Source organism: Kineosporiaceae bacterium, from assembly GCA_016713225.1.
Lineage (GTDB): Bacteria > Actinomycetota > Actinomycetes > Actinomycetales > Kineosporiaceae > JADJPO01.
This window is the reverse complement of sequence record JADJPO010000001.1, coordinates 602,208-618,134: the sequence shown is the minus strand read 5'-3', so window position 1 is coordinate 618,134 and position 15,927 is coordinate 602,208. Positions and strand designations below refer to the sequence as shown.

The 15,927-nt window shown below is 70.4% G+C and carries 11 protein-coding genes; 2 read left to right on the top strand and 9 right to left on the bottom strand.

Annotated elements, in window-relative coordinates:
• Positions 1-19: 19 nt before the first annotated feature.
• Genes IPK24_02770 through IPK24_02760 form a run of 3 tightly spaced genes read right to left on the bottom strand, consistent with a single transcriptional unit; the run spans position 20 to position 2,706 of the window.
• Positions 20-1,120, bottom strand: a complete 1,101-nt coding sequence (locus tag IPK24_02770) for an NAD(P)/FAD-dependent oxidoreductase (protein MBK8074495.1) — start codon at positions 1,118-1,120, stop codon at positions 20-22.
• The gene (locus IPK24_02765; GenBank protein MBK8074494.1) at positions 1,117-1,620 is read right to left on the bottom strand and encodes a hypothetical protein; all 504 of its coding nucleotides are present in this window, start codon (positions 1,618-1,620) and stop codon (positions 1,117-1,119) included. Before IPK24_02765 ends, IPK24_02770 begins: the two co-directional genes overlap by 4 nt.
• Positions 1,621-1,632: 12 nt before the next feature.
• On the bottom strand, positions 1,633-2,706 hold the full coding sequence (locus IPK24_02760; GenBank protein ID MBK8074493.1) for a type III polyketide synthase: 1,074 nt from the start codon (positions 2,704-2,706) through the stop codon (positions 1,633-1,635).
• Positions 2,707-3,121: 415 nt separating this feature from the next.
• Between IPK24_02760 and IPK24_02755 the strand changes: the two genes are divergently transcribed.
• Positions 3,122-3,547: an NUDIX hydrolase gene (locus tag IPK24_02755; protein ID MBK8074492.1), complete on the top strand. Its 426-nt coding sequence runs from the start codon at positions 3,122-3,124 to the stop codon at positions 3,545-3,547.
• Here the strand turns inward: IPK24_02755 and IPK24_02750 are convergent.
• Genes IPK24_02750 through IPK24_02735 form a run of 4 tightly spaced genes read right to left on the bottom strand, consistent with a single transcriptional unit; the run spans position 3,505 to position 7,337 of the window.
• Positions 3,505-4,287: an NTP transferase domain-containing protein gene (locus IPK24_02750; GenBank protein MBK8074491.1), complete on the bottom strand. Its 783-nt coding sequence runs from the start codon at positions 4,285-4,287 to the stop codon at positions 3,505-3,507. The two genes, IPK24_02755 and IPK24_02750, sit on opposite strands and share 43 nt — an antisense overlap.
• A complete protein-coding gene (locus IPK24_02745) occupies positions 4,260-4,880 on the bottom strand; it encodes an HAD family phosphatase (protein MBK8074490.1) in 621 nt (206 codons plus the stop codon). Before IPK24_02745 ends, IPK24_02750 begins: the two co-directional genes overlap by 28 nt.
• A gap of 13 nt (positions 4,881-4,893) precedes the next feature.
• Positions 4,894-5,643: a class I SAM-dependent methyltransferase gene (locus IPK24_02740; GenBank protein ID MBK8074489.1), complete on the bottom strand. Its 750-nt coding sequence runs from the start codon at positions 5,641-5,643 to the stop codon at positions 4,894-4,896.
• Complete coding sequence (locus IPK24_02735) at positions 5,640-7,337, bottom strand: CDP-glycerol glycerophosphotransferase family protein (protein MBK8074488.1); 1,698 nt, start codon at positions 7,335-7,337, stop codon at positions 5,640-5,642. Before IPK24_02735 ends, IPK24_02740 begins: the two co-directional genes overlap by 4 nt.
• 93 nt (positions 7,338-7,430) lie before the next feature.
• On the opposite strand from IPK24_02735, the gene IPK24_02730 reads away from it, so the two are divergent.
• The gene (locus IPK24_02730; GenBank protein MBK8074487.1) at positions 7,431-8,231 is read left to right on the top strand and encodes a 4'-phosphopantetheinyl transferase superfamily protein; all 801 of its coding nucleotides are present in this window, start codon (positions 7,431-7,433) and stop codon (positions 8,229-8,231) included.
• A 474-nt stretch (positions 8,232-8,705) separates the two neighbouring features.
• Here IPK24_02730 and IPK24_02725 read toward each other — a convergent pair whose 3' ends face one another.
• Together IPK24_02725 and IPK24_02720 are read right to left on the bottom strand one after the other, a co-directional pair.
• Positions 8,706-9,704 (bottom strand): magnesium transporter CorA family protein, encoded by a 999-nt coding sequence (locus IPK24_02725; GenBank protein MBK8074486.1) that lies wholly within the window; start codon positions 9,702-9,704, stop codon positions 8,706-8,708.
• A 527-nt stretch (positions 9,705-10,231) separates the two neighbouring features.
• Positions 10,232-15,904 carry a hypothetical protein gene (locus IPK24_02720; GenBank protein MBK8074485.1) on the bottom strand — a complete coding sequence of 1,891 codons (5,673 nt, stop codon included), beginning with the start codon at positions 15,902-15,904 and terminating at the stop codon, positions 10,232-10,234.
• Positions 15,905-15,927 lie beyond the last annotated feature (23 nt).

Below are 15,927 nucleotides of genomic sequence, written 5' to 3'. Positions count from 1 at the left end.
CGGCGTGGCTGAAGGCGGGTCAGCCGAGCTGGTCGACGATCGTGGCGAACACCCCGGGCAGCCGGGAGGCCGCCGGGACCAGGGCACGTCGCAGCGGCGGCCGGGCCGCGACGGCGACGAGTCCCCCGGTGAGCCACCGGTAGCGGCGCGTGGTGCGCCGCCACGCCGCCTCGTAGTCCTGCGGCCGATCGGCGAGCAGGCAGGCGATGAGTTCGTGGGCGCTGCGCAGGCCCATCGCGAGACCTTCGCCGGTCAGCGCGTCGACGTACCCGGCGGCGTCCCCGACCAGCAGGGTGCGTCCGTCGACCCGACGGATCACGTTCTGGCGCAACGGACCCGCCCCCCGGACGGCGCTCGCCGGGGCCGCGCCGTCCAGCCGATCACGCAGCGCGGGGAACTCGGCGAGCCAGGACGCGTAGCTGCCCCCGCCCGGACAGAGCACCGCCACCCCGACCAGGTCGTCGGCCACCGGGGTGACGTACGCCTCGGCGTGCGGTGACCAGTACACCTCGACCAGATCGCTCCACGGCGCCAGCCGGTAGTGCTGCCGCAGGCCGTAGCGCCGACGTTCGCGCCGCGGACCCGGGCCGTTGAGCCCCAACGCTTCTCGGGTCGGACTGTGCAGTCCGTCGGCGCCGATGTACCATCGCGCCCGGTGTCGGCCGACCTGGACGACGTCACCCCCGCCGGCATCCGGCCGAGGCGGTGGCGCGAGCTCGGCCACCAGTTCCACCCCCAGCTCGACCGCGCGCGCGGTCAGCGCCGAGGAGAGCTCCAGGCGACGCACGCCCAGGCCGTGCCAGGTTTCCGCCGTCCTCGCCGTCCTGGTCGTCCTCGGCGTCCTGGTCGGTGCCCGGAACCGGGCCTCGGCCCGGCGGGTCCCGGCGGCGTTCAGATACCTGATGCCGGCGAACTCGCGGCCGCGCGGGTGGACGCCGAGCCGGGCGAGCGCCGTCCGAGCCGTCGGCATCAGGCCCTCACCGCACGCCTTGTCGATCGGGGCCGGGCGTGGCTCCAGCACCCGGACGCTCAGGCCGGCCAGCGCCGCCTCGACGGCCGTGGCGAGTCCGATCGGGCCACCCCCCGCGATCAGCACGTCGACCGGTGCCACGCGACTCATCCCGTCAACGCGGCGTTCTCCACCTGCAGACGCACGCGCAGCAACGCGGCATTGGCCACGGTGAACACCAGCGCGGTGATCCAGGCCGAGTGCACCAACGGCAGGGCGATGCCCTCGAGCACCACTGCGGCGTAGTTGGGGTGACGCAGCCAGCGGTACGGCCCATCGGTGATCACCGGCTGGCCGGGCACCCGGATCACCCGGGTGTTCCACTGCGGCCCCAGGGTCCGGATGCACCACCAGCGCAGGATGTGGGCGCAGATCAACAGCACCAGCATGGGCCAGCCCAGCGCCAGGTAGAACGGCCGGTCGAGCGCCGACACCTCGACGATGCACCCGACGAGGAAGGCTGCATGCAGCAACACCATGATCGGATAGTGCTCGGCGCCGGTCTCGACCCCGCCGCGGCGTCGGGCCCAGAGCAGGTTGCGCTTGGCGACCCCGAGCTCGAGCGCCCGGATCAGGGCGACCACCGCCACCAGACCGACGTAGGCCACCACACTCATGGTCGGTCATCCCTCCAACAGGACGAGTTCGGAGCAGAAGCCCGGTCCGAGCGCCATCATCAGTCCTGGCGTGCCCGGTGTGAACCGGCCGAGGGCCACCGTATCGGCCAGCACGTTCAGCACGGACGCCGACGACAGATTGCCCACCGCGGCCAGGCTCGCCGTGGTCAGGTCGAGGTCATCGTCCTTCAGGTCGAGGCTCTCTCGGATCGCCTCGATCACCTTCGGCCCACCCGGGTGGCAGACCCAGGGATCGATGTGAGAGAGCTCGAGGTCCGACCGGCCGAGGAAGCTCTCGACGTCCTCGCGCAGGTAGCGGCGCACCATGTCGGGCACCGTGGGCGCCAGCACGATCCGAAACCCCGAACCGCCGATGTCCCACCCCATGACCCGTTCGGAGTCGGGGTACATCCGGCTCGTCGTGGCCCGCACCCGCGGCCCGGTCAGCCCGAGCCGTCGCGCGCGGTCGGCGCCCAGCATGACCACGGCCGCCGCGCCGTCCCCGAACAGGCCGCTGGCCACCAGGTTCGCGGGCGACACGTCGTCCCGCTGGATGGTCAGCGAGCACAGCTCGACCGCCAGCAGCACGGCCACGTCGTCCGGGTGGCCCACCAGGTAGTCGTGCACCCGAGCCACGCCGGCCACTCCGGCGACGCAGCCCAGACCGAACAGCGGCAGCCGCTTGACGTCGTCCCGCAGGCCCAGCCGGCCGACCAGCCGGGCGTCCAGGGTGGGTACGGCCAGCCCGGTGACCGTGGTCGAGACGATCAGATCGACGTCGCGCGGCTCCAGCCCGGCGGCCGCCAAGGCCTCGGTGATCGCCCGGTCGCCGAGGTCGACGCCCGCCGCGATGAAGGCGTCGTTGGCCTCGCCGAACCCGCTCAGCGTCGCGTACCGCTCCAGCGGCAGCACGAGGTGCCGGGTCCGGACACCGCAGGAGGCGTGCAGCGCTCGCAGCACCCGCTCGTCGGCCGTCCCACCGCGCGAACCGAGCACACCACCGGCCAACGCGTCGGTGATCTCGTCCTGTGACTGGCGATGACCCGGGAGAACGCCGCGAACCGCGGCAATGGTGGACATGTCAGGACGCTAGCGGCACCGACGCGAACCGGCCTGGTGAGCGAGAAGTCGCGCCCCCGGACCACGGCGGGACGCGCGCCCTCGAGCACGTTGAAGATCACGTTGCGGGGAGTCGTCACCCCTGAGCACACGCCGTCTTCACCGTGATCTCGTGTGGCGCACGAATCGCTCACCGTGATCTTCACCAGCCGGACGCGCTGCCCGGAGCGCCGCGTCGATCGCACCGGATTCGTCACAACCTCCCCCGGACCGCCCACCGAGGCCCCTCGTGGCCGATTCGGACGATTCTGGTGCGATCGATCGGTAGGCCGTACGTTCCTGACGGAGCGGGCAAGGCACCACCTACGCTGATTCGGTGAGCGAACCGACCGCCCCGACCGACCTACCGCGGGGGATCCCGGTGAGCGCCGGCGCGATGATCTTCGACGGTGTCGGGCGATTGCTGATCGTCGACCCCAGCTACAAGAAGGGGTGGACCATCCCCGGGGGCGTCATGGAACCGACCGGCGAAACCCCATGGGAGGCCTGCCGGCGCGAGGTGTTCGAGGAGTGCGGACTCACCGTGACCCGCGGACGCCTCGCGGCCGTCGACACCCGACCGGCCAGGCCGAACCGGCCGCTGCAGCTGCGGCTGCTGTTCGACTGCGGCGTCCTGGACGACGCCACGCTGGCGGGCATCACGCTGTGCGAGGAGGAGATCCTGGGCCACCGGTTCGCCACTCCGGCCGAGGCGACCGTCCTGCTGCGACCCGCTGTGGCCCGCCGGGTCGCCTCGGCGCTGACCGCCGAGTGCTGCTGCTACCTCGAGAACGGCCTTCCGGTGGCGGACGTCAGGGGCTGACGGCGCCGCTGGCCGGGCACGAGTGGGGGGAGCGCCGAGGGCGGTTCGGCCGCGACCGCCGGTCCGGTGAACCGGGCGTGTGCGACGTCCAGATCACCGGGACGATCGATCTCGTAGCTGTCCACGTAGGCCGCCGGCAGCGGCAGGTCACCGCTCAGTCGCTCGTAGACCGCTCCGGTCCCCGTCTCGCAGTATCCGGGCGGCAGCAGGGCGATGTTGGCCCACTCGTGGGGGGTCGCCACCTGCCGGGCGAAGCCGGTGATCATGGCCTCGCTCCCGGCGCCGTCCACGGTGACGTACACGGCGTCCTCGGTCTTCGCATCGGTGTAGCCGATCAACGGCGGACACAGGGCGGGCGAGGGCTGGTGGGCCATCGCCTGCGCCGCGGCGTCCAGGAAGGCGGCGAAGCTGTCCGGCTCGAAGACGATGTCGGCATCCATCACCAGCGCCGGCCACCGCAGATACCGCACACCGAGGGCGTAGCTGGTCAGCGTGGTGGTGCTGGCGTAGGCGGGATTGCGCACGATGGTGACGTCCGGACGCAGCGCCCGCGCGTGGGCGATCACGTCACGTTCGCGGAAGCCGACCACCACTCGGACGTCGGGCACCTCGGCCAGCAGCTCGAGCTGACGGTCCAGCAGGGTCCGGCCACGGAACTCGACCAGGCACTTCGGCATACCGCGGCCCAACCGCGAGCCGAATCCGGCCGCCGCTATGACAGCGTGTTCAACAGACGACACAAGGCCTCCTCGCGGTAGGTCGCATAGTCGGCGACCTCGATCAGATCATCGGCGGGATCGTGCACCCCGCCGTAAGCGATCCCGATGTCGGCCAGCTCGAACATCGAGATGTCGTTCACGCTGTCGCCGACGGCGACCACCCGGTCGTAGCGGGTGTTCAGCTCGGCGACAGCGGTCGACTTGCGCAACACGGTGTCGACGCCCAGCAAATGGTCGCCCTCGGCCCGTCCCACCGACGTGAAGGCCCGGCAGCCCAGCCGGTCCAAGATCGGGCGGATCCAGACGTCGAGGTTGCCGGTGACCACGTAGCAGTCCTCGGCGTGGGCGCTGATGAAGTCGGCCAACGCTTCGGTCAGGGCCACCTCGGCGACGATGTCGCGCACCCGCGAGATCGGGACGGCGCGCAGGATCGCGCAGCGCAGCCGGAACGAATCCTCGAAATCGATGGTGCCGTCGAGCGTCAGCCGCGTCAGGGTGGCCATCTCACGCGAGAGCGAGAGCTCCTCGGCGATGACGGGCAGCAGTTCCTCGCAGGTCAGCGTGCCATCGAGATCGAACGCGAAGGCCGTGCTCGCCGGTCCGGACGGGCTCACCGCGGTGCCCCGTTCACCGGCCACGCTCGAGCAGGTAGTAGCGCTGCGTGGTGTCGGCCCGGTTGTTCAGGTCGGCCGGGTAGAGATCGGCCGCCATCCGGAGCGCGAACCCGGCCGCCAGCAAGGTGCGGCCGAAGGCCGAGTTCAGTTCGGCCTCAGGGCGATAGACGGCGCTGTAGCTCTGTTCGAGGTCGCTGGACCAGTGCTGGTCGAGCGTGAGCCGGGCGCCGGTGGCCACCGGCTCGCGCAGGTAGATCAAGCACCGGGGGGCCGCCGAGGCCGCCACTGCCGTCAGCGCCCGCAACAGGTCGGTGTCGTTGAGGTAGATCAGGACGCCGGCGATGATCACTCGACTGAAACCGCCCGGTTGGTCGAGGGTTTCGAGGTTCAGGGCCTGGACCGGGCAGGTGACGAATCGGGCCTTCGGGTGGGTGATGCGGGTGCGGGCGACGTGCAACAACTCGTCGCTGAAGTCGGTGCCGCAGTAGTGCGCCCCGGCGTCCAGCACCGGTTGCGCCCAGCGGCCGATGCCACAGCCGACATCGAGCACCGCATCCTGCTCGCCCAGCGCGAGTTCGGGCAGGATCAGCTGCTTCTCGTACTGGTCGCGCGCCCGGGCCAGTTCGGGGTTGCCGTCCTGGTACAACACGCTGGTGAGCGGCTCGGCCGAGGCGGCGCGCCGTGCCCGGCCGGCGAAGAAGGCGGCCACTGCCGTCGGGTCGATGTCGACGTTCTGCCCATAGACCCTGCTCTGACCGGTCATCGCGTCCCCATTCCGGCCGGCACGGCGTCCGGCGCCTTGTCGTGCATCGAACCCAACTCCGCCCGCAGGCCGTCGACGAGTTCCGCCGCGATGCGGGCACTGCTCTGACCGTCGAGGCACTCGAAGTGTCGGGACAACACCAGGTCTCGGCGGTCGCGTCCCGGGTCGTGGCCGGCGGCGAGCGTGTCGAGGAACTCACGAACGCCCGCCCACGATGTCGCCACGTCCAGGCTGAACAGGTACTCGGCGTCCGCGTTGGCCCCCGGGCCGTCGAGCCGGTGCAGATAGCAGATCGGACGGCGCGTCGGCAGCCACTCGGTGATCAGCGAGCTGATGTCGCTGATCATGGCGTCGGCCACGGTGAACGCCGGCAGGTAGTCGGTCTCGGTGTCCAGCACGATGTTCGGGTGGGTGTCGGCCGCAGCGTGCAGCGCCGCCAGCAGCGCCTGTCCGGCCTCACCCAGCAGCGGCAGGTCGCGCAGCAGCCTGAAGTGTGGCCTGATCATCAGCACCACACCGGGATGCGTTGCAGCCCAATCGGTCAGCGGACCCAGGTAGCGATCGAGAGTCGACCACCCATCCGGCCCGAGCGTGAAGTGAGGGTTCCACAGCACCACCGGACGATCGCCGGCCAGTTCACGTACCGGGTGCCCGGCGCCACGGCGGTTGACGTTCGGCGAGCCGGGGTCCGCATCGCCATCAGCCAGGGCGAGCATGCGGTCGAGCTTGGGCAGACCGACCACCCGGACGTGATCCGCGCCGACCGAACAGTGGGTGCGCCACAACCCGAGCTGGGTCTGCGATCGGGCGAACGCCCTCCAGGCCAGTCGATGCAGCGGCAGGTCGTAGGCCATCGCCATCATCTTGGCGCCACCGCCGACGTTGTTTCCGTAGGGCAGATAGGCCAGCCGCACACCGCGTTCGGCCAGGTGCAGTGCGTGTGTGGCCTCGGGTCGCAGGCCGTCCCACGGGCTGTCGGTGAGCACCAGCGCGAGAGCCGAGCGCTCGTCGTCCACCTGGGCGGTGAACCAGGCCAGGTCACGCGGTGCGAATCCCTGGCTGCGCACGAAATCCGCCGTACTGATCGGGCGCGGGTCGTGCTCGCTGTCGAACGCGACGATCTCGAAGTCGATCTCACCGGCCTCGGCTCGCACCACGAGCCGGCTGCAGACCTCGGCGATGGACGGCCAGGTGCTCTGCACCTGCACCAGGGCGACGACCAGGGGCGGCACGTCGACCCGTCGCACGGCGTCCCGCTTCGCCGTCATGTGGGCCACCGTGGCGCGCAACGCGCCGCCGACGGCAGCGCGCTCGGCGTCCTGATCAGTGACCTTCCGGGGCGCGCCATCCCACAGCCGCTCGGCGGCCAGGGACATCAGGGCGATCGCCCGCGCGCCCTGGCGCGGGTCATCGGTGGCCTCGACCATCAGCAGGTGCTCGGCGGCACGCAGCTCGGTCTCGCCCAGCAGGACGATGTCGGGCAGAGCGCCGTCGCCGGGGGCCAGGTCACGGCAGAGAGCCAACACGGCATCGGCATGCTGCTCGGTCGGCCGGTCGACCCCGGCCAGACAGAGCGCCACCTCGACGCCGCTGCCGAACAGACAGAGCGCACCGGCCAGCACCGTGCGGCCACGAGCCGGATCGTCCGCCGGCAGGCAGACGACCACGCGAGGGCGCAGCGAGGCAGAGGTCATGGCGCCTCTATCGGCGCCGAGGGGGTGGGCCTTGAGCCATCCGGGTGACCCTCGCCCCATCACCGCCGAGCACTCACCCGTCATGCTGAGGGCATGCGATGGCTGGCGCGCGGCGAGCACGAGATGCCCTCCGAGCTGGACTGGCTGGTGCCGGCCGAACGGGCGCGGCTGGACATGTTGCGTTTCACCAAGCGCCGCACCGAGTACCTGCTGCGCCGGTGGACGGCCAAGTGGGCGGTGGCCAGCACCGTGGGGTGGCACGACGGTAGCGGTGACCACGGGCTCGCCACCGACTCCTTCGCTCGGATCCTGGTGGGCAATCACCCCACCGGCGCCCCCTTCGTGCAGGTGGACGGGGTGCCGCTGGGCTGTGATATCTCGATCAGCGACCGAGCCGGATGGGCGGTCGCCATGGTGGGTTCGGCCAGTGCCGGCGACCGGCTGGATGCCATCGGGATCGACCTCGAGATCGTCGAGCCCCGCAGCGACGGCTTCGTCGAGGACTACCTCACGGCGCCCGAGCGGGACGCCGTCCGGGCGCTGCCGACCCGAGGCGATCAGGACGGCGCGGCGAACCTGTTCTGGTCGGCCAAGGAGGCCGCACTCAAGGTGCTGCGCACCGGTCTGCGCGCCGACACCCGCACCGTCGAGGTGAGTCTGCTGGAGGGCTATACCGCCACCCCGGCCCGGGACGACGGGTGGTCACCGCTCGAGGTCCGCCACACGCCGTCCGGCCGGGTGTTCACCGGCTGGTGGCGTCGCGACGGGGTGTTCCTGCTGACCATCGCCGCGGAGCAACCCCTTACCACGCCCCCGGCCATGTTGGCCCACACCGCCGACCTGCGCGGCGCCGTCCCCACCCACTCCTGGCTCACCAACCCCCGCGCCTGGTGACCGCACCCCCACCCAGAAACCTGCTCATGCTCCGCGGGTGCCCCGTCATGCTCCGCCGGTGCACCGGAATCGGGGCGTTCGGCGGATCATCCCGGTCAGCTGCGGAGCATGAGCCGCTGGGTGTGCATCCACCTCGAGACCGCGGGAACACCGCGCAGAACCGCCCGCCAGACCGCCATGATCACCGCCTTGTCGCAGTCCGCCCCGGCTGTCGCGGTGGACACCGCGATCTCAGAGTGATCATGAAGGCCGTGGGGCGTGGGGCGCCCGGCTCATCCCGCGGACGACGCCGCGCGCCGTCCACGCCGTCGGGCGTCGAGGACCCCTCGCACGAGTCGGACGCTTCTCGCACTCATGCTCCGCGGGAGAGCACGCTTCGGCCGATGGGCTGGCGGATCGGTGCCCCTGCGGAGCATGGTCAGTCACCCGCGGAGCATGGGCGGGTTGGGATGGGGTTGGTGGGTGGAGCCGGGGCTACCACCAGCCGCGGCGTTTGGCCCAGGTCAGGAGCACACCGGAGCCGACCGCCATCACCGCGAGGACGGCGATCAGCCCGACTGGTCGCGTGGCCTGGTTGACGATCAGGTTCATGCCCAACACCGACGACAGCGCCGTGATCGGCAGGGTGACCACGGCGATGACGGCCAGCCGTTCGGCCGCGATGGACATCTGGGTGTCCGTCCGAGTGCGGTAGTGGTCGATCACGCCCTGCAGGTACTCGCGCTGACCGGTGGCCAGGCGCTGCAGCCGCTCGAACTGATCAACGATGTCCTCGTCCAGCCGCTCGCCCCCCGGCCGGTGCCCGGAGCGTCCCAGGGCCACGATCCGGCCGTAGATCTCGGCGCCCAACCCGGTCATGGTGGCCACGGCGACCAGTCCGTGACGCACCTGGAACAGTTCCTCGAGGAAGACCTCTGCATCCTTGCGCTGCCGCCAGGTCACCTCCTGCTCGAGGCGCCATACCTGCTCGGTGAGCCGCTCGATGAAGCCCTCCTGCATCCGGGCGATGGTCGAGGTGAGCGCATACGAGAGCTCGTGAGGGGTCCGCGGACGCGACCGGCCCGACACGATCCGCAGACGCACCGCCTCGACCTCCCGTTGAGCAACCTCGAGGGGCACCACCGGGTTGAGCGGACCGTGCACGGTGATCAGATAGCGCGCCCCGATGAACTGATCGAGTTCGATGTAGTGCACGTGGCCGGCCTTGCCCAACTCGGGTGTGTGCAAGATGACGAACACGTGGTCGGCATAGACGTGCACCCGCGGCACACGGTTGCGACGGGTCACGTCGAGCACGGCCAGTTCGTGGCATCCGAACACCCGGCGCAGCATCTCGGCCGCGGCCTCATCCGGCAACGGGACGTCGATCCACACGAAGGTCTCGGGGTCGGCGTCGGCGCTGTTCACCCGGTCGAGCAGGTCCTCGAGCTCGTCGACCTCATGATCCTGGACGCCGCCCGGACCGACCCGCATCACGCGTACCCGCGACTCCACCGTGCCTCCCAACCTGCTGATCGTCCCACCTCAACGGTCCTGCGCGAGGCGGCCTCGGCCCGCCGGCGACACGGAGTTGACCGAAGCGGCCAACCTCCGTTTGCCCACCTCGCCGCTCGAGGACGCAGGCGATTCAGGTAGCCCACGACCAGCCCGGGTGCGACGACCGCGACGACGTCCCTCCTCATGCTCCGCAGCGGAACGCGATTCGGTCGAGAAGGGAGCCACATCGACGTCCCACCGGAGCATCAGCAGTCACCCGCGGAGCATGAGCGGGTTTGGGGGGGTGAAGGGGGTGAAGGGGGTGGGAGTGAGTGGAGACATGGGCGAGGGGGCGGTCCCGACACTCCTGGGTGTCGGAACTGCCCCCTCGCCACATTCGTGGACCGGGTCATCCCGTGCTGACTCCAGTCATACTCCTTTGCGTCGGATCCACAACCCCGCGGCCGCCACCACTGGGGCGATCGTGACCGGACACACACTCCGGCCCGTGATCATCTGGACCGTCAATGGCCGAAGTTGACCATGCCCTCCTCCAGCGCCTGTACCACCCAGGGCCGGACCCGCTCCGGGGCGATGATCTCGTCCACCGAGCCGACCTGAAGGGCGCGATCGATGGTGTGGATCCCATCGAACTCGTCCGCCACCTCACCGAGACGCTCGGAACGCACCGCGGCCGTCACCTCGGCCAGTGCGGCACGCGCCGCCGGGGCCTCCGAGCGGGACGCCGCGGCGACGGCCTCGCGGGCGGCCACCACTCGGGGGTCCTTCTCGGTGCGGATCTTGACCTCGCGGGCGAACACCGTCGCGGCGGCGGGCGCACCTCCGATCACCGAGGCATACGAGCCCTCGACCGCGGCGATCGACATTGCCGGGTTGAGCGCCTTGGAGAAGACCACGAAGGCACCACCGTGGTAGCGCGAGACCACCACGAACACGATCGGGCCGCGGAAGTTGGTCACCGCACGACCGATCTCGGCGCCGTACTCCAACTGCCAGCGCCGCATCGATTCCGGCGATCCGTCGAATCCGGACAGATTCGCCATCACCACCAACGGCCGGTTGCCGCTGGTGGCATTCACCGCCCGTGCCGTCTTGCGAGAGGCCTGCGGGAACAGCGTCCCCGAGGTCCACGCCAGTGGCCCATCGGCCGGCACGTAGCCCCGTCGCGGGGTGTTGCGCGACTCCAGCCCGAGCATGCACACCGGGATCCCGCCGACCGTGGTGTCCCACACGATCGAGTTCTCGGCGTCGGCCCAGCGTTGCCAACGTTCCAGCGGTTCGCAATCGACGTCCGACACGGCACGCATCACCGACCGCATGTCGAACGGCTTCTTCCGATCAGGGTTGGCCTCGAAGACATCGCCCACCACCGTGAAGTCGCTGCCCGGCACGGCACGGTGTTCACTGGATCGGATGTCTCGCTGAATCGGGTCGGACGTCGCGCGCCGCCTCGGGAACCGCTCCCCCGGCACGACATACGTGAAGTCGTAGTGCCGCAGCAGCAGGGCGCACGCCTCCTCGAAGGTCGGCGCGAAGTACTGCCCCTGACCGTTGGGACCCATCACCCGGTCGTAACCGCCGATGCCGAAGTTGTCCTCGGCGCTCACCCCACCGGAGAAGTCCAGTGCCTGCTTGCCGGTGAGCACCATGGCACTGGCCGGAGTCATGATCAAGATTCCCCGGGTGTGCATCAGCATGGTGGCCTCGGCGTTCCAATACGGTTGGCCACCGACATTGATCCCGGTGACGATCACGTTGATCTCGCCACCGCGCTGGGTGAACTCGATGATCCGACGCAGGGTCAACGAGATCCAGTCCATGTTCTCGGTGCCCGAATCCATGGCGATCAGCGCACCCGAGGACACGGCGAACCACTCCACCGGCAACTTGCGGTCGGCAGCCAGCGCCAACGCCGCGTTCACTCGTCGGCATTCCGGCTCGGCCAGGTTGCCCAGCCCCTTGGTGGGGTCGGACAGGATCGCCACCCGGGTCACGCCCTCCGGCACCGTGTCGGTGTAGGAGGTCAGCAGTCCGACCACCAGGTGAGCCGTGTTCAACCCCGGTTCCCGCTCCACCGGGATCAGGCAGTCACCGGGTTCGTCGAGATCGAGCTCGAGGAAGTCACCGGGCGGGAAAGCCCCGGTCGTCCCCGGCGGAGGTGCGAGCATGCGCACCACCTCGTACGGATACGGAGCCCCGAACCTCTTCGCCAGCAACACCTTCTGCGCATAGGGGGTCAGCGATCCCACCGCGGCGCTACCGAGCGACTCCTCCCGAACCGTGAGGCCGCCGCCGGTCAACCCCTCGACGTGCAGCGAGACATCCCGAATGGCGCCGCCGGCGTCCTCGGCGGGCATCCGCACCCGCAACAACACCTTCTCGAGCCCCGCGCCCACGGCCAGCGGCGCGAACGCCCTGGCCAGGAAGCGCCAGTGTTCGCGAGGAACGGTCCAGGTCGGTCGCACGTAGAGCACGATCCGGTTGGCCACCGGCCGTTGCCGATCGGGGATGGCCGCCAGGGTGTCCCGCACCGCGGCGAGCGCGCGCAACCCGACCCGTTCGAGCATGGGGTAGCTGACGCGCCCGGTCTCGGGCTCGGTGACCGGTGTCAGATCCCGCACTTCTGCCAGGGCGAACAACCGCCGGTCCTTCGGGTTGTCCCGCGCCTGACCGAGGAAGAGGTAGACGTCCTCGGCCGAGGACAGCCGCTCCAGCTCGAAGTTGCGCAACCGCCACAGACTCAACCGCTTGGCCAGCATCGGGTGCAGATTGCGGTAGACCCGCTCCTCGGTGAACGACCCATCCCTGGTGCCCTGCCGGAACGTGAGATGTTGGGTACGGAAGTGCTCCGGCCCCTCACCGGCGGTGCTGGTGACGGTCACGTCGAGCCGGTGCAGCACCCGACCGAATTCGCATCGGGCCAACAAGGAGGTGACCTCGGCCGCGGTGACGTCGATGTCGGTGCGCTCGCCGTCCCGCCAGGTCACGATGTCCACCACGACCTCCGACTCGGTCGGCACCGACGCCAGATGTGCTGCCATGGCCCGGGACAGGTCCACCAGCTGGTCGAGTGAGGCATAGCCGACCACGAGATGGATCCTGCGGTCGTCCAACGGGTAGGTGGTGGCGGCCAGGGACCATCCATCCTGCTCGACCGGCCGTACCGGTGCGAGCACCCGAATCCGATAGAAGCGACGGATGTACACCTCGAGCACGGCCTGGCGCAGGGCTTCACGACGCGCCGGGTCGAGCCCCTCGGCATCCAACCAGGCCCGCAACAGCGGCGAACGCAGCGGCTGCGCACAGTCGACCAACGCGGCGATGTGCTCTTCCCGCTGTGGGCCGGACGGATCCACGGCCAGAGCCGCCAGGTCGCCCTCCAGCTGCTCGACGAGTCCACTGACGATGCCTTCGAGGACGGGTTCGTCGTAGAAGTGGAAGCGGACGTCGCGCGCCAGGTCGGCCACGACCTGGTAGCGACCCTGGGTCGCCGCGGCCAACCGGTCGTAGCGCCGCCGGCGTTCCGTGGTAGCCGTCTGCACCAACGCATCCCGGGCCGCGAGCCGGCGCTGCAGGACGGCGACCACCAACGGCGTGATCTCGCGCAACCGGCCGACCGAGCGGAACAACCGCACCACGGCGGCCTCGACGTCCGGGCTGCGGTCGAGACCGTTGACGCCATATCGGCTCAGCGCCCGACGCAGCCGGTCACGGTAGGCCGTCGACAACCCGGCGCGGTCGGCGTCCAGCCATTGCAGGTACGAGTGCAGGTACTCCTGGGTGCCGGTCGAGGTCGGGTCGTCCATACCGCCGCCCGCCGACTCGGTACGCGGGCGATAGAGCGCCCCGAGATCAGCGTAGAGATCCAACAGCGAGTCCTCACAGTCGGACAGGCACTCGTCCGCTGGGTCGCAGTCGGTGGACAACCGCTTCTGTTCGGCGAGAAGGGCCTTGAGTGCTCCGGGGGCGAGGTCGTAGCCGAGCAGGTAGTTGTTCAACCGCGCGTACAGCCGCCGGCACGGCGAGGCGACCTCACCGGTCGCTACCCCGGTGTCGGCCCCGTCCGCCGACGTCAGCCCGGCGAGATCGAGGACGACGTGCGCCCCGTCCGCGTCCACCGCCGCGTCCGAGTCCTCGTGGCCACGCACCCGCAGCAGGCTGGCGCCGGCACCGACCTGGGCGTTCGGCGACACATCGACCCCGATCACGCTGCCGTTGACCGGCGAGTAGAGCGGGGTCTCCATCTTCATGGTCTCGAGCACCGCCACCAGGTCACCGGCGTAGATCTGGTCACCCACGGCAACGTTGATCGAGACCACGATGGCCGGCCCGGGGGCGGCCACCACGACTCCGTCGGCCCGGGTCACCTCGTGCCCCGCGCCGTCGACGTCCACCAGGAACGACGACCCGGCCGGCACCACGCGGGCCAGGTGACGACGGCCACCGACCAGCACCCGGCGCTCGAAGGCATTGACCCGTTCGGTCCACACCTCGACCCCGGGGGGCTGAGCGACGCCGACCCCCACCACGGGGGCGACTCGATACGAGTTGACGGCGGTGCGGTCGACGCTCAGGCGATACGTGGCGCCTCGATAGCTGAGGGCGATGCGCTCGCCCACCTCGGCCGGTGATTCCGGGCGACCGCGGGCAGCGCGGGCCAGGAAGGCCGTCTGGGCCTGCGCAGCGTCCAGGTCGTAGGCGGCGATCGCAGCGGCCACCACCGCCAACGGATCCGGCGGTGGGACATGACCGTCGGACCCGACGAAGAGGTCCAGCCAGGCATCGTCCACCCCACCGGTTCGCACCGGCTCGGCGTCCAGCACGCGCAGCAGGAAGGAACTGTCCGTGGCACCCCCCTCGATCACCACGCTGGTGCGTTCGAGAGCGCGGCGCAGCCGACCGAAGGCCTCGGCTCGATCACGCCCCCAGGCGATGGTCGTGGCGAGCAACGGCTCGTACGCTGCCGAGACCTGATCGCCGACCCGCACCCCGGCCTCGACCCGCACCCCGGCACCGGCGGGGAACTCCACCAGGGCGACCCGGCCCGGGGTGGCGTTGAAGGCATCGAGCGGGTCCTGGGCGTGCAACCGCACCTCCACCGCGTGCCCGCTCGTGACCGGGGCCTTCCCGTCGAGCCGGTCACCGGCGGCCAGGCGAAGCCGCAACGAGACCAGGTCGATGCCGCAGACCTCTTCGGTCAGAGCCGGTTCCAGCTGCAGCCGAGCGTCCACTCCCGTGACGTAGAACCGCTCACCATCTGGATCGAGGACGAATCGCACCGTGCCGGTGTTGCGGTACCCGACGGCGCGGCAGACCCCGACCGCCGTCTCCCGCAACGCCTCCTCGAGCTCGTGGGACAGACCCGGCGCAGGCGACTCCAACAGGATGCGTTGGTGGTCACGTTGCAGGCTGGTGTCCCGGACGTCGAGCGTCCAGATCGTGCCGGCGTCGTCGGCAGCGATCACCACCTCGACCTTGCGGGTCGGCCCGAGGTGGCGCTCCACCAGGAGTTCGGGATTGTCGGTGGGATGGCTCGCCGCGTGCCGCGCCCGCATCTGGGCCTCGTCGAAGGCAGCGGGCAGCGCGGCAGCGTCCGGCACCGCGACGACGCCGCGCCGGCCACTGGCATCGACGGCCAGCAGCCGCACCGGATAGCCCAGTTCGTCCGCCACGTCGGCGGCGCCGTCCAGGGTGTTGACCGAACCGTCGCTCCAGGGCACCAAGGGCAGCCCGGCGGCGGCCACCGCGGTCCGGAACGCGACCCGGTCGTCGATCAACCGCACCGTGTCCGCGGCGGGTCCGACCACGACGATCCCGGCCGCGGCACATCGTTCGGTGAACCGCAGTTGATCGCCGACGACGCTGTGACCGAGCCACACCACATCCACCCCGGCCCGGGTGAGCAGGGCGACCACGGCGTCCAGATCGAGCAGCTGAGAGTAGCGCCGCCCGTCCGGCTCACCGGTGTAGAGCTGTTCGCCCAGTACCAGTTCGCCGTCCGCCTCCCGGGCGAACCAGGCGTTCTCGGCGGGCTCGGCGTGCACCGCGAGGGTGGTCATCGGCACGCCGCCGTTGCCCGTGCCGGATCGGTTCAGTTCAGCGACCGACAGCAGCACCCGGACGGCGTCCTCGCCTCGATCAAGAACCGCCAGTCGTCGAAAACTCTTCTGGGACACAGTCGTTTCCCTCGCTCCGGGGG